The 18,989-nt window shown below is 54.8% G+C and carries 16 protein-coding genes; 1 reads left to right on the forward strand and 15 read right to left on the reverse strand.

Annotated elements, in window-relative coordinates; all coding sequences use genetic code 11:
• Positions 1 to 37 precede the first annotated feature (37 nt).
• The 14 genes from D7Z26_RS02700 to metH form a co-directional block, all read right to left on the reverse strand.
• Positions 38 to 1,390 carry a sensor histidine kinase gene (locus D7Z26_RS02700; protein ID WP_120974530.1) on the reverse strand — a complete coding sequence of 451 codons (1,353 nt, stop codon included), beginning with the start codon at positions 1,388 to 1,390 and terminating at the stop codon, positions 38 to 40.
• On the reverse strand, positions 1,387 to 2,088 hold the full coding sequence (locus D7Z26_RS02705; protein WP_120974531.1) for a response regulator transcription factor: 702 nt from the start codon (positions 2,086 to 2,088) through the stop codon (positions 1,387 to 1,389). The genes D7Z26_RS02700 and D7Z26_RS02705 overlap by 4 nt, the downstream gene beginning before the upstream one ends.
• Before the next feature lie 145 nt (positions 2,089 to 2,233).
• Positions 2,234 to 4,021, reverse strand: a complete 1,788-nt coding sequence (locus D7Z26_RS02710; RefSeq protein ID WP_147423821.1) for a serine/threonine protein kinase — start codon at positions 4,019 to 4,021, stop codon at positions 2,234 to 2,236.
• A complete protein-coding gene (locus D7Z26_RS02715) occupies positions 4,003 to 5,025 on the reverse strand; it encodes an SAM-dependent methyltransferase (protein WP_120974533.1) in 1,023 nt (340 codons plus the stop codon). The genes D7Z26_RS02710 and D7Z26_RS02715 overlap by 19 nt, the downstream gene beginning before the upstream one ends.
• Complete coding sequence (locus tag D7Z26_RS02720; protein WP_120974534.1) at positions 5,022 to 5,801, reverse strand: ABC transporter ATP-binding protein; 780 nt, start codon at positions 5,799 to 5,801, stop codon at positions 5,022 to 5,024. Before D7Z26_RS02720 ends, D7Z26_RS02715 begins: the two co-directional genes overlap by 4 nt.
• A complete protein-coding gene (locus D7Z26_RS02725; protein ID WP_120974535.1) occupies positions 5,798 to 6,118 on the reverse strand; it encodes a thioredoxin family protein in 321 nt (106 codons plus the stop codon). The genes D7Z26_RS02720 and D7Z26_RS02725 overlap by 4 nt, the downstream gene beginning before the upstream one ends.
• On the reverse strand, positions 6,111 to 6,458 hold the full coding sequence (locus D7Z26_RS02730) for a cyclic-phosphate processing receiver domain-containing protein (RefSeq protein WP_120974536.1): 348 nt from the start codon (positions 6,456 to 6,458) through the stop codon (positions 6,111 to 6,113). Before D7Z26_RS02730 ends, D7Z26_RS02725 begins: the two co-directional genes overlap by 8 nt.
• Entirely contained in the window at positions 6,455 to 7,306 is an 852-nt protein-coding gene (locus D7Z26_RS02735; RefSeq protein ID WP_120974537.1) for a deoxyribonuclease IV, read from the reverse strand. The genes D7Z26_RS02730 and D7Z26_RS02735 overlap by 4 nt, the downstream gene beginning before the upstream one ends.
• Positions 7,307 to 8,128 carry a bifunctional DNA-formamidopyrimidine glycosylase/DNA-(apurinic or apyrimidinic site) lyase gene (gene mutM / locus D7Z26_RS02740; protein WP_120974538.1) on the reverse strand — a complete coding sequence of 274 codons (822 nt, stop codon included), beginning with the start codon at positions 8,126 to 8,128 and terminating at the stop codon, positions 7,307 to 7,309.
• A 40-nt stretch (positions 8,129 to 8,168) separates the two neighbouring features.
• Entirely contained in the window at positions 8,169 to 9,014 is an 846-nt protein-coding gene (locus D7Z26_RS02745) for an HAD-IIA family hydrolase (protein WP_233566574.1), read from the reverse strand.
• 4 nt (positions 9,015 to 9,018) lie between these two features.
• Complete coding sequence (locus tag D7Z26_RS02750) at positions 9,019 to 10,344, reverse strand: ribonuclease H-like domain-containing protein (RefSeq protein ID WP_158602164.1); 1,326 nt, start codon at positions 10,342 to 10,344, stop codon at positions 9,019 to 9,021.
• Entirely contained in the window at positions 10,341 to 12,626 is a 2,286-nt protein-coding gene (locus D7Z26_RS02755; protein ID WP_120974540.1) for a DEAD/DEAH box helicase, read from the reverse strand. Before D7Z26_RS02755 ends, D7Z26_RS02750 begins: the two co-directional genes overlap by 4 nt.
• 245 nt (positions 12,627 to 12,871) lie before the next feature.
• Positions 12,872 to 13,840 carry a metal-dependent hydrolase gene (locus D7Z26_RS02760; RefSeq protein WP_120974541.1) on the reverse strand — a complete coding sequence of 323 codons (969 nt, stop codon included), beginning with the start codon at positions 13,838 to 13,840 and terminating at the stop codon, positions 12,872 to 12,874.
• A gap of 147 nt (positions 13,841 to 13,987) precedes the next feature.
• A complete protein-coding gene (gene metH, locus D7Z26_RS02765) occupies positions 13,988 to 17,443 on the reverse strand; it encodes a methionine synthase (RefSeq protein WP_120974542.1) in 3,456 nt (1,151 codons plus the stop codon).
• A gap of 144 nt (positions 17,444 to 17,587) precedes the next feature.
• Between metH and D7Z26_RS02770 the strand changes: the two genes are divergently transcribed.
• Positions 17,588 to 18,127 carry a cupin domain-containing protein gene (locus D7Z26_RS02770; protein ID WP_120974543.1) on the forward strand — a complete coding sequence of 180 codons (540 nt, stop codon included), beginning with the start codon at positions 17,588 to 17,590 and terminating at the stop codon, positions 18,125 to 18,127.
• Between the two features lie 62 nt (positions 18,128 to 18,189).
• Here D7Z26_RS02770 and D7Z26_RS02775 read toward each other — a convergent pair whose 3' ends face one another.
• Entirely contained in the window at positions 18,190 to 18,984 is a 795-nt protein-coding gene (locus tag D7Z26_RS02775; protein WP_120974544.1) for an HAD family hydrolase, read from the reverse strand.
• Positions 18,985 to 18,989 lie beyond the last annotated feature (5 nt).

The following is an 18,989-nucleotide window of genomic DNA, read 5'->3' on the forward strand; positions in this document are numbered from 1 at the left end:
ATCTCGAGTTCATCCGAGATGCCGGTTTTTTTGGTTTTTAATGCTTGCGCGGCAATTGAATGGAAATCGTCGTTCCGTTACCCGATTTGCTGTAGACTTCGACGCTGCCTTCGTGAATGTCGATGATTTTCTTAGCGATCGATAACCCGAGTCCGCTGCCCCCCGTTGAACGGTGGCGCGCCTCGTCTACCCTGTAGAAACGCTCGAACATATACGGGATCTCGCTTTCGGGAACTCCGATGCCGTAATCGGTCACCTCGAGCTTGATGACATTTTTCTGCTGCCGAATGCGGACGTCGATCGGCTCTTTGCTATACTTGATCGCGTTGTCGATCAGAATAAGCAATAATTGGCGTATTTTCTCCTTATCCGCTTTGATCGACACGGTCTGGGTATCGGAATGGACGCGGATTTCCCTTTGGAACGTCTTTCCGAGAACCTCGGACAGTTCCCTGACGACGCTCGTTACGTCAAAACGGGTAATGTCCAGCCAATTGTCCTGTTCCGCTTCCGCGAGCGTGAGCATCGAGCGTATCAGGTTCTGCATTCGCTCGGATTCCTTGGCAATGGCCTCGATCGCTTCGTTGCGTACTTCCGCGTTATCCCTTCCCCATCTCTTCAGCATATCCGTATAGCTGGAGATGACCGTAAGAGGCGTCTTCAACTCGTGCGACGCGTCCGCCACGAAATGCTTCTGATGTTCGATCGTCCGATCCAGCCGGTCGATCATCTGGTTAAACGCCCGCACCATCTGTTGAAGCTCTACGGACTCTTCCCTTCCGTTCAGCTTTACCCGGTACAGCTTCCCGCTCCTGTCGATTTCCCGCATCGTCTGAACCATTTGACCGATCGGACCCGTGAGCCGGGACGTAAACCAATACGTCCCGAAGATCGCGAATACGACCGCGCCAATGCTCGTCACGCTAAGCGCGCCGACGAGAATTTGCAAGTAGCTATCGAGTACGGTAAGGAACCGGGCGGCTTCGACCGTTCCGATCAAATGTCCTTGATCGAAAAACGGCACGGACAAATAAATGGCGCGATGCCCGTTGATCTGCCTCGTCTCGGAAAAGTTATAAGCTTGCATCTGAGGAGGAATCGACAGAAGATCCGCCGTACCGATCTCGTTAACTACCCGAACGTCGCCCGTGACGATGCGGATCATCTCGTTGCTATTATACATATCGCTTAATAGCTTGGGGTCCTCTAACCCCCGCATACCCTGCTTCCGCAAGCTCTCGATAACGAGATTGGCTTTATTCGTAAGCAATTGCAGTTCTCCGCGCGTCGTTACCCGGATTACGAAGAAATAGACGAAAATATTATAGAGGATCAAAATAAAAATTAACCAGAAAACCGTGAATAAAGTAAACCTGGCTCTTAACGTCATGCATCCGGCTCCTTAAGCATATAGCCGACGCCCCTAACGGTGTGCAGCAGCTTATGACGGTAACCCTTGTCCATCTTCTGACGCAAATATCGGATGTAGACGTCCACGACGTTCGTATCCCCTATATATTCGTAGCCCCATACGTCGGACAAAATTTCGTCTCGCGTTTTCTCGGTATTTTTGTGCCGGGCCAAATAGAGCAGCAGCTCGAATTCCCGCGGAGTCAAGTCGATGGAATGGTCCTTGCGGTATACTTTGCGCGTTAGCAATTCGATTGACAAGTCGCCGATCCGCAATACGTCCTCGTTGTCCCCTTCCCGGGACGCCTTAAAGATTCGGAGAAGGTTACGCACCCGCGCGAGCAGTTCCTCCATCGCGAACGGCTTCGTGATATAGTCGTTCGCTCCGTGCTCGAACCCGCTTACCTTATCCGGCACGGTGTCCCTTGCCGTCAACAAGATCACGGGAACCGCTCCGTCGTTCTGCCTAAGCCGGCGCAACACTTCGATACCGTTCAGTTCCGGCAGCATAACGTCCAATAGGATTAGATCCCACTCTCCGGACAAAGCCATTTCCAGCCCTTTGCGGCCTTCGGACGCCCTTCCGACTCCATATCCTTCATGCTCGAGCTCGAGCTGCAATATTCGCGCGATCGCGTCTTCGTCCTCGATGATCAATATATTCTCGTTGTTATTCATTCCAGTCACCTCGCGTGTATATAACCCGGCATTCTGCGGCGCCGGCGTTTACGTGCAATCTCGTTTGCTTCATTGCGTACAAGCTTTTCTCCTATCTTATTGTAACATGGCTGTCAAAGTCATGGAAATTCGTCGGATCGTGTCTTTAACGACGAAGCGATGCGGGTTGAGACGTTAACAAGCCGACCCACTCGCTTAAGGTTAATTCGCAAGTTTTCGCCGTTAACGAATCGGCGGGAAACCCTTCCCCGCGCCATAAAGCCCGTAGCATCGCGGCCTGTTCGATGTCCGGGAAACAAACGATAGGCTTGGACGGAAACAAGGTCTGCCATGTCCTTCGTTCCGGGAAGGGCTGATCCCGATTGGCAATCCAATCGCACTTGATCGAACGGTCCATAGCTTTACGTTGCAGTTCTATGCACGCTTCCTGCCTCCGTCGAGACCATTTGGCCGGAAAACAATCCGCCACAAGCGCAACGCGGTCTGCAGCTCCGACGAGCCATTCCGCCAGCTCCGGCTGCTCCCAGCGACTGGATACGTCAAGTAATACGAGGGGCACTCCTAGTCTCTTAAGCCAATTGGCGAAGCTTGGTTCGGGAATACGGGACGATGCGGCCTCGTTAGGATCGAGCGGATACAACGCCGCTTTGCCGTTCCTCCAAGCAGGTTCGGCAGCCTGGTCGCCGGACGGCCTGGCGTAAACCGTTCCTCTCGGCTTTTTTCTGCTTCCGTCAAGCAACGAGAACAACTCTCCGTCGCTGCCCGGACACTCGACAAGCGCATGTGAAATTCCGCGACGCGAGAGCGCCGAAGATAGGGCAAGCGTAACCGTAGTCGCTCCCGCTCCGGGATAAACCGAAGCGATCGCGATTACGCTCGTTTTCTCTTCGTTATCCCTAACGTTCAGGAAGTCGCTATTCGCAAGGAGTTCCCTATCGTCTGACGCTTTCATTGCTCTGATTTCCATCAGTTCATCTTCGAGTCGTTGCGCGGACTGCGGTCGGCGGTTCGGATCGTTATCCAGCAATCGTTCCAGAAGCCGAAGGAACTCCAGAGGAACGTCGTTTTGAAGAGCCTGCCGCAACCTACCGCTATGCCGGATCGCAAAACGACCTCCCGACAGCAAATAATAAGCAAGCGCACCGAGCCCGTACAGATCCGTACGGCTGTCCGATTGCTCTCCCCTGAGCTGCTCCGGTGCGGCGAAGCCCGGCGTTCCAAGCTGCAGCGTGTCCTTAATCCCCTCCTCCCGATATCTTCTGGCGATGCCGAAGTCGACAAGAATAGATTCGTTGCGCCGGTTCATGAGCACGTTCGAAGGCTTCAGGTCGCGAAAAACGATGGAAGGTCGCTGCGCGTGCAAATAGACGAGGACTTTGCAAAGCTCGCATAAGACGCCCAATACGAAAGAAAAGGATAACCGGCGCCCGTAGCGCTCGAAGCGTTCTTCCAAAGTATCTCCCGCGATATAATCCATTACGATGCAAGCGATGCCTTCGGGATTATCCGGAGGAAAATAATCCACGATCGCCGGCAAATTCGGATGATCCAATTCGCTCAGCAGTTTCGCCTCGGGCAAGAACGCTCTTCTATCGTCCGGCATAGGCCGGGTAAGCTTCAACGCCCGCGGCTTACCCCCTAAGCGAATATCTTCCGCGAGGTAGACGCGCCCCATGCCTCCTTTCCCGATCGGCATGACGATCCGATAACGTCCCCCGTACAAGTTTCCTTCCTCAAGATCCATACCCGCATGCCGATCGACTTTATTGCGTCCGTGTTCTACCATCCCGTTCTCTCCCCTCAATAGCCCGAGCAGGCTCGGGTAAAATAAAAAAACCGCACCAGGACGAAGCTTCGACGTACTCGTCGTAAGTCGCTTCGTCCGGATGCGGGATGCTTTCCCGTCGGGAACCTTTATTTTTTCTTCACCCACATTGTAACTTCTTCGCGGTTATGAAACAACTGCTTCACTTTGCGAATATCGAATTCGTGAGCGTAATCTTCCGTCAGATCCTGAATGCTCTGGAACGGCTTGCGGTACATGAGCTTTAGCGTGATGATGCCCGATGCTCCCGCGGATAAAACGTTGGCAAGCTCGGAGACGATCCGGCAAGTGTGATGCGGATCCCAGCTCATGTCGCACACGAGCAGATCGAAAGACCCGGGCGCGAAGGATACGTCCGCCGCATTCCGGCGAATATGGCGCAGCCGCGGATGAAGCTCCAGCGACGGGTCCATCTCCGCGGGATCGACCGCGGTCACCTTCAAACCGCGTTCCAGCAGCACCGAGGTCCAGCCTCCCGGCGAGGCGCCCAGATCTAGCGCATTGGAGAACCGATCGAGCGGCAAATTAAACGCCCGCTCCGCCTCCAAAAGCTTAAACGCCGCCCGGGAGATCAGCCCTTCGTCTTTACGGAAACGAACGGATCCTCCCGGCCAGTCCGATAAATTGTCGCGAGGGGTAGAACAGCCCATGAAAAGCTTCTTTTTCGTCGCATAGACGGAGATGATCCAATCCGCTTCGCGTGCGACCGCCTCGGCGCCAAGCTCCTCCACGGCCGGTACCATCTCGTCCCGACCTTCCGCCGAAGCGAACGGGAACGGACTGTTCTGCTCCTTGCGAACTTGTATCGCGACTTTGCGTCCTTGGATCCGATCTCCCAAAGTCGAAGCATAATCCCTTAATGCCTTAGCGGTGCCTTTCTCGCTGTCCGTCACGTCGATCTCTCGTTCGACCGGGAACAGATGGCGCAAGAAGATCGGCTCTTTGCGACGCAAGTCCGTCAGCAATTGTTCGGGATCGTGGTCGCCGGTCGTGAACGAGAACGTCTCGCCCGGCGCGAGACCGGACACCTTCGTGCCTTGGATCCGTCTGCGGATTTCTTCCATCGCGTAGGGCGCGAATCCCGGATTGGACGTTCCCACGTATGTAATCATCGGCTTGTCACCTTTCCAACCTCGATCCACGGACGATCTTCCTTCCATCGGATCTCGATAGGCAGGTCGTAAGCTTCCTTGAGCTTCTCCGGCGTCAGTACGTCGCGTTTGGCGCCCGAAGCGACCAATTGACCGTCGGACATGAGCGCGACATGCGTGAATAGAGGAATGATTTCTTCGATATGATGCGTTACGTACAGCATGGACAAATTCCGGTTCGCTAATTCGGATAGGGACGCGAGAAACTTCTCTCGCTCGTAGAGATCCAGCCCGGCGCAAGGCTCGTCCAAAATAAGCAACTCCGGCGAAGCCATCAACGTGCGCGCGAGTAATGCCTTTTTGCGCTCCCCTTGTGACAGCGTACCGAACGATTGCTCCGCCAAATGGCGCAACCCAACTCGCTCCAACTCAACGTAAGCCCGTTCGCGGACTTCATCCGCCACTTCTTCGTAAAATCGCAAATAAGCGAATGCGCCGCTCGCAACGATTTCCCACACGGGATCCCGAAGCGTCATTTTCTCGATCAACGCAGGGCTTATGTATCCGATTCTCTTGCGCATTTCCCTCACGTCGACTTGACCGTAACGGTTGCCCAATACGTCGATCGTTCCAGAAGTCGGGAACAAATAACCCGTGATCATCTCCAGAACGGTCGATTTACCGCAACCGTTGCGGCCGAGCAGCGTCCAGTGCTCTCCCGCGTTCACCCGAAGATCCACGCCGCGAAGAATTTGCCGGTCGTCCCGGCGGAAAGTTAACCCTTGTAAATGTATCATGGCCTATCCCTCTCGCTTCTTAAAGTTTCCACGATTTCCGTTACGGACGGGAAACGGTATTGTTTAATCCATTCGCCCGTCTTGCGCTTGACGAGTAAGCACGGTACGCTCTCGATGCGGAACTGCTGCGCGAGTTCCGGCATGAGATTCAGATTGGCGGATGCGAGATGCAATTCCGGCACGACTTCCGCCGCGACGGCTAACATCCGCTTCGCCGCTTGGCATGTCCCGCAGAGCGGCGTATGCACGAAAACCGCGAAAGGCGCGGGAGTAAAAGTCCACTCGCGCTTCCAATCCGCCGGTTCCCATTCATTCATCGCTATACCCTCCCCTAGCGGCAGCCTCGAGCACGGAAGCCGGCATAGGTCCGTCGTGTATCGTCACTCCGGCCGGATTGGCCGCGCGTAGCTCGCGCACCATATACTCCCTGCCCATCAGGCTGGAGGAATGAACGTATACTTCCTTCGGATAATTGCCGCTGGCGATAATTCCTTGCACGACGGCTAAACCGTTCGGCTGTCCATAACCTAGCTCGTAATCGAGCGACAACACGCGAACCGCGCTCGCCGACATCAGCAACAAGCATTCCTCCGCCGATCTTGCAACGACGAACCCCCGCGGACATGGCCTAATGTCGTCCAAAAATACGTTAATCACCTTATCGCCTCCTCCGACCATCGCTTCACCGTTATGAGTTGATCCCGATGCGTTATGCCTGTCCCTCCGGCTCCCGCCGGCGTTTCAAGAAAGAGCGGCACGCGAGCAAGCTCCGGCGACGTCAGCAGCTCCCGCATGTCGGCTTCGCCGATCCGGCCTTCTCCGATCGCTTCATGGCGATCTTTCAACGAACCGGAAGGATACTTGGAATCGTTCAGATGAATTGCGCGCAAGCCTTCCCAGAAAGCCAGCTTCCCCGCCCTTTCGGCGAATGCCTTCCATTGACCCGGCCGCCATTGTCCGCTTGCGTACAAATGACAACTGTCCAAGCAAAATCCGACCTTCTCGGGGCATTCGACCAAAGTTCGGATCTGCACGAGCTCCTCGGGCGTCGTGCCCATCGGACCATGATCGCCGGCTTGGTTCTCGAGCAAGATCAATGCCCTTCCGTCCCAACGCGATGCGACATCGTTTATCCAGCGAATCATATTGCGATACCCTCTCAAGGGATCCGCGCCTTTGTAACGACCGAAATGAACGACGACGCCGATCGAACCGCAAGCTTCGGCGATCTCGAGATCGTTAAGGGTACACGCCGCCATTCGCGCCGCTTCTTCCCCTTCCGTTGCCGGATTAACGGCGTACGGCCCGTGCGCGATGGACGTGACGTTATGCAAGTCGCACCATTCCGCGCATCTTCGAGCATCGTCCCGGTCGAATGTTTTTAATGCGATAGACCTCGGGTTTTTCGGAAAATATTGAAAAGCGTTGCCGCCAAGGGCAACCGCTTGCTCCGCCGCCTTCCGATATCCTTGCCTCGTGCTGACGTGGCAGCCCGCTTTTCTCATCTACGCGCCCTTCGGCTGGCAGGTCGGACAATAAAACATTTTACGTCCCGTAATCGTCTCGTGCTGAATAGTCGTGCCGCATACGCGACAAGGCTCGTCTCCGCGGTCGTATACCTGGCAAAGGTCGTTGAATCCGCCGGTCACCGTATCGTCCGAAGTGAAAGGCTGCTCCATATAACCGCCCGCTTCGATCGCCGCGGTCAGTACATTGCGGATGGAATGGTAGATTCGCTCGATCTCCTCGTCCTTCAGTCCGCTAACCGCCGCAGCCGGGAATACGTTGGCATCGAAAGCGATCTCGTCGCTGTAGCAATTGCCGATGCCCGACACGAATCGTTGATCGGTTAACGTAGTTTTGAGCTTGCCCTTCTTTCCAGCCAAGCGCTTACGGAAAGCTTCAAGCGTCAAACGCGGATCGAGCGCATCGGGGCCGAGTTCTTTTAACTCTTCGATCGCGGCTTTCGCCGTAATCCGATGTAGGTACCCTAAGCGTAAACCTCCGAAGTAAAGCGACACTCCATTGCCGAAAGAGAGGATGACTTGATATTGGCTTAGTTTCTTGGGGGCTTGCTCGCCGTAGCTCATCCATCCGCCAAGCATTAAATGCAGGTGCAGACGATATCCGTCGTCCAAGTGGAATAACAGATGTTTGCCTCTTCGCTCCACGAACAGGATAACGCGCCCGAGTAACGACGCCTTGAACACTTCCGCCGGCTCGTTAATCGTTCCTTCGCGGTTAACGACGACGCCGGTTACTTGCTGTCCGCACAGCAAGTGGGACAAGCGGGATCTATAATGCTCCATTTCCGGTAATTCCGGCATTCATTCTCTTCCCTTCTGATTTTCCTGCAGATGTGATTTATTATTTTATGCCGTTAATCAATTGCACCAGCTCCGCCGGACCTTCGCATACCGCGTCAGGCGTTACGCCCGCGGCCTCGCAGTGCTCCTGCCAGTTCTGCTCCGTGCATAAGCCGGTCAGCACGAGGATCGCGGGACATCCCGCGTTGCGCGCCGCCGCGAGGTCCGTATAAGGATTATCCCCGATTACCCAAGCTTTGTCGGGATCCGTTCCCGCAAGCTTCAGCGAATAATCCATTATTACGCTGGAAGGCTTGCCGATCAATATTGGCTCGATGCCCGTCGCCGCTTGCAGGGCGGCTCCTATGCTACCCGCTCCCGGAAGAAAACCTCCGTCCACCGGCAGCAACCGATCGGGATTCGTCTGCACGAATGCCGCTCCGTTAAGCAAATGCGTCGTCGCGGTCGCGAGTTGATCGTAAGTCAATTGGCGATCCAAGCCTTGAACGACCAACTGAGCCTGAACGTCCTTCGAATCCTCATCGATCAGATGCATTCCCGCTTCTCTTAGAGCAACGCGAAGTCCGCGTTCTCCGATGACGTAAGCGTTCGCGCCGGGAAACTTCGACCTTATATAATAGGCCGCGGCCGTAGCCGAGGTGACGATCGCGCGCTCGTCGGCCTGAATATCCATCGCATGAAGATGTTCCGCGACTTCGGCCGGAGTACGCGTCGAGTTATTCGTCACGTAATAGCAAGGAACGCCTTTGCTTACAAGTCCCTTTATCATTGCGCCGGCTCCCGGTATCGGTTCGTTCCCCCGGTACAACGTTCCGTCCAAGTCGAACAGCAGCGCTTCCGGCTTCCGCAAACTTACGGTCGCTTGTTTACTCGATGTCGCCTTCAAGATGTCATGACTTCCTTTCGCTTGCCCGGGATATTTTCTCCCTTAACCTTGCCACCCTGCGCTGCAGCGCTTCTTTCTCTTCCCTACGCTTCTTCGCGTCGGAAATCAGTCTCGCCCTGCGTAGCGCAAGCTCCAAAGCCTTCTCCGCATAATGTAACGCCATATCCAATCGCTTATCCCGATGCTCGAAATACATGGCAAGTTCCACGTGCGCATCCAGCTTGGGAGCCGTCGCCGCTTCCGCGTATTCGGAAGCTTTCTTCCATAACGGGAGAGCCCGGGCATATTGGCCGGAGCGCTTGAACCTAGCGGCGAGCGCCAAGCTCCAGCCGCCTTCCCCGATAACTTCCCGCTCTCCGAGCCTATCGAACAGCCTTTCCGCGAGAATCGCTTCTCCGTGCTGCTCGAGCCAGCTTGCGGTCCGGAACAGCTCCTCGCTCTCCGAAGCTTCGATGATTTCCGCATCGTTTCGTCCGCTTAACAATAACCCAAAATGGACGCAGAGGGAAGCCAGCGTAAGAATGTCTTTTTCGTTGTGGGTGTAAACGCCGTGCAGATGGTCCGGGTTTCCGTCGCTTAAATATTGAAAATACAAAGCAGGCGCAAGTGACCCCGGCACGTCTTCGCCTCTCTGAATGCCGAGTCTTTCGACCTCGACCGTACTTAACCTGCACGATGGCAACGTAGTGCGCCACAAAGCCCTCGAAGGATGAAGGAAATCGATATGCCCCGGATCCGCGCCGCTCTTGCGCCAACCGTTAAGGATAAACCGGTTCGTCAGCACGGGCCAATCGAAGGTTCGCCCGTTGTAAGTTACCAGATGGCTCTTATTCTTCATATGACCGAGTAAATAGCTGAGCATCGCCTTCTCTTCGCCGGGATGGCGGATAAGCGTCTGCTCGACGACGAACGCCGTCTCCGTGATATACCCGAATCCGATCATGAACGGAACGTTGCCCGTTCCTACGCCCAGTCCTGTCGTCTCCGTATCGAGAAACAACAAATGTTCGGGAGCGATTACTTCGTCCTTCTTATTCTGCCGGAAAGCGATAGGCTGCAAAAAAGGAGAGCAACCGTGTAAGTCCGCCAATTCGTGCGTCCCATGCCGGTACGGGAACGAATACTCGATTTTCCGAAGCAGAAAGGAACCGAATTCCGTTTCCTTCTGCGCGACGCCGATCGACCGGAATGCCTTAGGAACGGCGAAACTTTCGCCTTCTTGATCGGTTGCATCGGCTATTTTCTCCTCCTCGAGCGATGCCGGAGGTTGACTTTGTTGGGAGACGGATTCGGAACGAAGACGTCCAAGCCTTTCCCTGAGCCCGCTCATTCGGCTTCCCTCGTGCTTCTGAGCAACGACATTGCCAAGTCTTTGCCTAGCAGGCCGACTTCTTCGATCGGACCGACGCATGCCGGACAGCCGCTAAGGCAACCGCAGCCCAGAATAAGCCGCTGCGCTTCCTCCAACAGCTCGTCGTGCTTCTCGTAAAGCCGTTGACTGAGCCCGATTCCGCCGGGATAACGGTCGTAGAAATAAATCGTAGGCCGCTTCGTATGCGTCGCCTTCACTTGCGGCACGACGCGAATATCGAGCGGATCGCACATCAGATGCAGCGGAGCGAGATGGATAAGCACGTTCGCGAGGCCGAGAAGCGCCATCTGCATGTCGTTCGCGCTTCTCTTGCCCGCTTCTTCTTCGGAGAACGAGAACCAATACCCGCTCGTATGCAAAATTTCTTCCGGCAAATAGATCGGCCCGGATCCGATGTTCTCGTGCGTGCGCAAACGGATTTTTTTGAATATCGTCGGTTTGGCCATGACGGTCACTTCGCCGTATTGTCTCTGGAGAGGACCGGACTCCGATTCCAGATCGACGTGCAGTACCTTGAGTTCGACTGCAAGGCTCGCATCCGTGAAGTAATCGACGTTCACTTCGCGCACGTACGCCTTCTTCTCCGGATAGTCGAGCTTCTCCACTTGATATTGCACGCCTTCGTGCAAGTAGATCGCTTCCTCGTGGACGAGTGTCGGCGCGCTGAAGCGGTCTACCTCGCCGATCACGCGGTGCCCCTCCGTCATATCGATGATGACGATGTTTTCCTGCGCGGCCGAACGTAGCGAAATATTGTGGGCGGGAAAAGCTTGCTCCATCCAATACCAGCGATTGCCGACCCGGTGCAGCACCTTTTCCTCGGCCAGAAACTCGAGCAAGTCGACGAGCTTCTCGCCTCCGAACGTATCTCCTTCCTCGAAAGGAAGCTCGTAAGCGGCGCATTTCAAGTGGTCGAGCAAGATGAGCAGATTGTCGGGATGAATACGCGCCTCTTCGGGCGGACGCCCGAGAAAATAATCCGGATTCTGGATTAAGTATTGATCTAGCGGATTACTGCTGGCTACGAGGAACGTGACCGAGCTGCCTTGCCTTCTCCCGGCTCGCCCGGATTGCTGCCAAGTGCTGGCGATCGTTCCCGGATAACCGTTCAAGACGCATGCCTGAAGCTGGCCGATGTCGATGCCGAGCTCAAGAGCGTTCGTGCTGACGACGCCGCGGATCTCGCCGCTGCGCAGCCCCTTCTCGATCTCGCGCCGCAGCTTAGGCAAGTACCCCCCGCGATAGCCGCGAATCGACTTCGTTCCGAGCTCATGCTTGATGTTTTCTTGCAAATACGTGAGCAGAATTTCCACCCGTACGCGGCTGCGCGCGAACACGATCGTCTGGATGCCGCTCTTAAGCAGCATGGCCGCTAACTTCTGCGATTCCAACACGCTGCTGCGGCGGATTCCCAACTGCTTGTTCACGACCGGCGGGTTGTAAAATACCATGTGTTTCTCTCCCGCTGGAGCGCCGTTGTCGTCGACGAGCGCGACCGATTCCCCGATGAGCCGTTCCGCATGCTCCTTCGGATTGCGAATCGTCGCGGAAGCGCAAAGAAACTGCGGATTGCTTCCGTAGAACTTGCATATCCGTTTCAGCCTGCGGACGACGTTGGCGACATGGCTTCCGAACACTCCGCGGTACGAATGCAACTCGTCGATGATGACGTATTGGATATTCTCGAACAATTTAACCCACTTCGTATGGTGCGGCAAAATGGCGGAATGCAGCATATCGGGATTCGTCACGACGATGTGGCCCGCGTTGCGGATCGCTTGGCGTACGGTCGGCGGAGTATCCCCGTCGTACGTATGCGTCTTGATGTCGGCTTCCATCAGATTCGCAAGCTCCTGCAGCTCGGCAACCTGATCTTGGGCCAGCGCTTTCGTCGGAAACAAATAGAGCGCCCTGGCGCTGTCGTCGTTCAATAGCTTCTGAATGACGGGCAAATTGTAACAAAGCGTCTTGCCCGAAGCAGTCGGCGTCACCGTCACGACATGGCGTCCGGAGTTAACCGCTTCGAAGGAAGCCGCTTGATGCGTATATAGTTGCGTAATGCCTTTTTTCTCTAAGGCATGGGCCAGCTTAGGGTGCACGGCGTCCGGCAGCTTGACCGTACGGGGCGGCTTTGCCGGCTCCGTATGCCAGAACGTCACGTTATCCATCAGTTCGGGCTTGCTTCTGAGCAAGCCGAGCCATTCGTCTACCGACTCCGTTCTTAACGTATACGGATTCATGTAATTTCTCCTAAAATCGTAATACCCTTATTGTACAGAATACATGTTCGCACGGCAACGGGCGCTACTGTCTCTTTTTCGACAAACGGTTCAATTAAAAGCATTAACAATCTGCTCTATCTCCGAAGATCAAGCCAATTGCGACAAATCGTGTCGGCTCCTGCGCTTTCCCGGGAAACTATTCCGGAAATAACAAACCGTTCTTCCGAAGAGGGAGAACGGTCGTGAAGTCGAGTTTCATTCGATCAAACGTAAGGTGCCTCCCACGCTTTCTTATGCCAACCGATGCATTCCCGCCTCACGTTGAACTGGTCGTCCAGCCACACCTCGGCGCGATATGGAAGCTTCCCCGGCCGCCAGAATCGAAGATCCGTCCAAGTTACCCGATATCCTCCGCCCGGAAGCGAAGTCCAGCTCGCATGCTGACGTTTCGCATACCCAAGCAACGTTCTGACGGAAGAGGCGTTGCGGGTCGCTTCGATGCAGGCGTGCGACTCTCCGAAAGGAAGACTTTCGGATGGAAGTATTCTTCGGCCCGAGATTTCGCCCATTTCGTGTCCGGTATCGGTTTGTACGACGTACTGCCAGCGATACCACCATAAACCCGGCAACACATGAACCGCTCGCCAACGCCTGAACCTCCTGCGAATTCTTCGGACGATTAGCCGATGATGCAACGCTCTCCATCCGATATAGACGATCGAGACAGCCCAAGCGACTCCGCAAGGCAGCGCGGGATCCGCTAATCCGTTCGATAGGGAGATCATAACCGCGCCCGCATGGATGAAGACGAGAAAAGGATCCGTTAATACGAGCGCGTCCAGATGATGCCATTCCTTGTTAAAGGGCAACAAGCTTTGTACGCCGTAAGCGTTCGTATAATCGAAAGCGACGTGCAGGACGACCGCCGCCAAGGCCACGCCGCATAGCAGCGCCCAATGTTCCCCTGCGCCCCAAGCCCATGCTGCCAGCGATCCGATCGCGACGGCCCATAACGGCCATGCGGCCACGGAATGACTATAGCTGCGATGAAGCTTCAAATAAACGTCGTTGCCGAACAGGCGGGTGACCGAATCGAGATCGGGCGCATGAGACCCGACCAACGAGACCGTCAAGGCCGCGGCCGCAAGCTGAGGATCGGACGAAACCGCGGGAAAGACGAATGCCAAACCGGCTAATGTGGCTCCGAACAATAGATGAGACCCGGTATCCATAAGGGCTCTCCCCTTTCGTTTCCGTTTTCTATAGCATAACGGGCGAGCGTTCGGGGGAGATCAACGCGGCGTAAAATCGCCGAAATCCCCGTACGGTTCGGCTAATGCCGTTTCCGGTACGGGGATTTCTAAGCGACAGATGGGATATTATGCTTTCTCGACGTTAAAGTACTGGGCTTCCGGATGCGAGAACACCATCGCGGAGACGGAGGCTTCCGGTTCCATCATGAAGCCTTCGGTCAAGTGAATGCCGATATCCTCGGGTTTCATGAGCGCGAACAGCGGACCTTGATCTTCCAGATCCGGGCACGCGGGATATCCGAAAGAAACGCGAATGCCTTGGTAACGGGCCCCGAAACGCTTCTTCATCGTCATGTCCGCCGGATCCGGGAAGCCCCAGTTGTCGCGCATGATTTGATGCACGCGTTCGGCTAATCCTTCGGCAACCTCGAGAGCCGTCGCCAGCAAAGCATGCGAGCGCAGGTAATCTCCGCTTTCCTTCCACTTCTCCCCTTGCTCGCGAGCTCCTTGTCCAGCGGTAACGACAAGGAAACCTACGCTATCCATAATGCCGCTATCCACGGGTTTAAGGAAGTCGGACAAGCACAGGAAAGGCTCGACCTGTTGGCGCGGGAACGTGAAACGATGAAGCACACGGCTCTTGTCTTCCGGATCGTAGATCAGAATGTCGTTGCCTTCGGACTGCGCCGGGAAAAACCGGTACATCGCTTGCGGGTTCAGCCAACCTTGCGTCTGGGATTGCTTCATGATGTCGTCGACCGTTTCCTTAAGATTCACGGTACGCTCGTCGCCTGCCGCCAGCAGTTCTTCGACGTTGCCTTTCAGACCAAGATGATGTCCAAGCAGCATCTGCAAGTTCACGTATGGCAAGACGTGAGGCATTGGATAGTCGCGAAGCACGTGACGCTCGTAATCCGGCGGAGTAAAGACCGGCGCGTCCGGATTAATGTTGGAACGACGGGCCCTGGACGGCTCCGGAAGCTCCTTCTCCGGCTTGTCGAGCTCTTCGGCCAGCTTCGCCTGCGCCGCCCAATGATCTTCGATGATGCGAGCGCGGTGACCCGGATCGCTAAGCTTGTTCGCGATATCGAGGCCGTCCATAGCATCCTTCGCGTAGAGAACGACGCCATCGTATTCCGGCGCGATGCGGTTTTTCGTGAATTTGCGGGTTAGCGCCGCGCCTCCGACGAGTATCGGAGCGTCGATGCCGGCGCTGCGCAAATCCTGCGCCGTGATGACCATCTGTTGCGCGGATTTGACGAGCAATCCGGACAAACCGATTGCGTCGGGATTTTCCCTTCGCGCGGCTTCAATGATCTGATCCGGCGGTACTTTGATGCCGAGATTGATGATCTTGTACCCGTTATTGGACAAAATGATCTCGACCAGGTTTTTGCCGATATCGTGCACGTCGCCTTTGACGGTCGCGAGCATGATTTTGCCTTTGACGGCGGAATCGGCTTTCTCCATGTGCGGCTCAAGCTGGGCGACGGACGCCTTCATGACTTCCGCGCTTTGAAGCACCTCGGCCACGATCAACTCGTTGTTGTTGAACAATCTTCCGACTTCGGACATGCCGGCCATAAGCGGCCCGTTGATAATGTCCAGAGGCGCGTATTTGGTTAGCGCTTCGTCCAAGTCGGGCGCTAAACCCTCTTTACTACCTTCGACGACGTAATTAGATAAGCGCTCCTCGAGCGAAAGGTTTTCTACTTTAACCTTTTTCTCGACCTTCTTATCCCGGAATGCAGCCACGAACGCCGCTAACGTCTCGTCGTTCGTATTGTATAGCAGTTCCTCGGACAGCTTGCGTTCGTGCTCCGGAATGGAGGCATAGCGTTCCAGCTTTTCGGTGTTTACGATCGCATAGTCTAGGCCGGCTTTCGTACATTCGTATAGGAACACGGAGTTCAAAACTTCGCGTCCCGCCTCCGGCAAACCGAAGGAGATGTTGCTTATGCCGAGAATCGTATGAACCTTAGGCAGCGCCGATTTAATGAGACGAATGCCTTCGATCGTTTCCTTGGCGGAGCCGATGTATTGCTCGTCTCCGGTACCGACGGGGAATACAAGCGGATCGAAGATCAAGTCTTCGGATTTGAGTCCGTACTTGTTCACGAGCAGGTCGTGCGAACGGATGGCCACTTCTCGTTTATCTTCCCGCGTGATCGCTTGTCCGCGCTCGTCGATCGTTCCGACGACAACGGCCGAACCGTAGCGATGCAGAATCGGAACGACCTTCTCGAATTTCTCTTCGCCGTCTTCAAGGTTAATGGAGTTAATAATCGACTTTCCTTGAATATATTTCAGCGACATCTCGATTACCGCCGCGTCCGTCGTATCGACCATGAACGGAACTTTTACCTTTTTCGTGGCAAACTCCAGGAATTGCTTCATATCGATCGACTCTTCCCTGTCCGGGTCTTGCAAGCAGATATCGATGACGTGCGCCCCGGTTTTCACCTGGGCTCTGGCAATCTCGGAGGCTTCCTCGTACTTGCCTTCCGCGATGAGCCGTTTGAATTTCCGCGAGCCCAGAACGTTCGTTCGCTCCCCGACCATATACGGACGGTTCTCGTTCTCGATATATACCGTCTCGATGCCCGATACCGCCGGCGGGTGCTCTCCTTCGATACGTCGAGGCTTAAGCTCCTGCATCACTTCGGCGATCGCCTTAATATGCGCCGGCGTCGTTCCGCAGCAACCTCCCGCCACATTAATCCAGCCTTGCTCGGCAAAGCCTTTCATTTTTTTGGCGAGCGAATCCGGGGATTCGTGATAGTGGCCGTTCTCGTCCGGCAGACCGGCATTCGGATAACAGCTGACCGCTGACTTGGCGATGCCGGACAGCGTCCGGATATGATCGCGCATAAACTCCGGTCCCGTCGCGCAATTCAAACCGATCGATACCGGATTCAGATGCTCAAGCGAGATATAGAAGGATTCGATGTTCTGACCGGCAAGCGTCGTTCCCATCGGCTCGATCGTACCGCTGATCATGATCGGCAGCACTATGCCGCTTTTGGCGAACGCTTGGCGCACCCCGATGCTAGCCGCCTTGACATTTAACGTATCTTGGCAAGTCTCGATGAGAATGCAATCGGAACCGCCTTCGATCAGAGCCAATACCTGCTCTTCGTAATCCTTAATCAATTGATCGAACGTGACGCCACCCGTGACGGACAACGTCTTCGTAGTCGGTCCCAGAGCGCCCGCGACGAAACGCGGCTTGTCCGGCGTCGAATATTTATCGCAAGCGTCCCTAGCCAGCTTTGCGGCCGCGAGATTGATTTCCCTCGCTTTTTCCGGGATATCGTATTCCGCGAGCACGATGGCGGTCGCGCCGAAAGTATTCGTCTCGATAATGTCGGAACCCGCTTCAAGGTACGCTTCATGTATGGTAGAAATAACGTCCGGACGAGTAAGCACGAGAATTTCGTTGCATCCGTCCAGATCGTCGCCGCCGAAGTCGTCAGCGGTCAAATTCGCTTGCTGGATCATCGTTCCCATCGCGCCGTCCAAGATCAATATTCTCGAAGCCAGTGCCTCTTGCAGAGACGGTTTCTTTTGCGTTAAAGTCATAGTGGAGTCTCTTCCCCTGTCTGTCAAATCATTAAACTCTATAGTACCAGAACTATTACAGGACGAAAAGATGCACATCGACAGCTTTAGGGAATTGGACTATAATAAAGGCATAAATTCATATTGGGAAATGAGGGATTAACGATGGCAGAAATTCGCATCCGTAACACGAACGAACGGATCTCGAACGAAGGCGAAGTGCTATCCTTTCTGACGAAACAAAACGTATTGTACGAACACTGGGATGCAAGCAAGCTTCCTGCTCATCTTAACGATAAGTTCACGCTGTCGGACGACGATAAGGGCGAAATCTTGTCTACTTACGATTCGGAGATTCGCGATCTCGCCGATCGCCGCGGATATAAGGTATGGGATATCGTAGCGTTGTCCGAAGCGACGCCGAACTTGCCCGAAATTCTGAAGAAGTTCGAGCAAGTGCATACGCACACCGAAGACGAAGTGCGTGCCATTACGGCCGGACGCGGAATCTTCATTATTAAAGGCGACGACGAAACGGGCTACTTCGACGTCGAATTAAGCGCGGGCGACGTCATTTCCGTTCCGGAAGGCCAACCGCACTTCTTCACGTTAATGGACAACAAAGCAATCGTTGCCGTTCGCCTCTTCATCGAGCCGGCCGGTTGGGTAGCGGATCCGTTCGAAGACCCTGCTTTTGTGAAATAATTTGAATCGTGGTCCTTAATAAAGTAAAGCAAAAGCGCTCCCGCGGGAGCGCTTTTCGTTTATTATCGCAGCTTTGGCAAAAGATCGAGTAAACCTTGAAGGCTTTGGATCTCGTAGGAAGGGATGATTTCGTCGTTACGAACGGCGCCGTGGCGATTGATCCACACGGAAGTCATGCCGATCCGGTTCGCGCCGAGAATATCGGTCGTCAGCTTGTCGCCTACCATAACGCCTTCTTCCGGAGTAATGCCGATTTGCTCCATCGCATGCGCGAACAACTTGGAAGAAGGTTTCCCTTCGCCGAAGTTGCCGGAAATGACGATCGAATCGAAATAAGGAATGAGATCCGGCATGCCGTCCAGCTTCTCCTGCTGCAAATCCGGAGAGCCGTTCGTCAACAGCAATAGCTTGTACTTGCCTTTGAGCTCGTCAAGAACGGCGAACGTTTCTTCATATACATACTTGAGCTTGCGGCGTTGAGCCGGGAACCATTCCGCCAGCTTCCGGCCGAGCTCGGGATGATCGACTCCGAGAGCCGCCAATCCATTCGTCCATGCTTGAATGCGATATTCCGGCGCTAACTGCTGCAGCTTTCTAAACATCGGATGATCTCCGCGTTCGAATTTGCCCCACAAGGCTTCAAAGGGGTTAATTCCGATCATTTGGGTAAAAGAAAAAGTGTCAAAGGATTCGTAAAGCGCTCTCGCTTCACGGCGCACGGAAGCTTCGAGTTCCTCTTCGTTCACGCCTGCTTCCGCTGCGGCCAGACGGCAAGTATCTTTGAAAGCTTCGCTAACGCTGCGGTCGTCCCATAATAAAGTATCGTCCAGATCAAAAAGTACGGCCTTAACCGACATTGTGC

This window comes from Cohnella endophytica, assembly GCF_003628305.1.
GTDB lineage: Bacteria > Bacillota > Bacilli > Paenibacillales > Paenibacillaceae > Cohnella > Cohnella endophytica.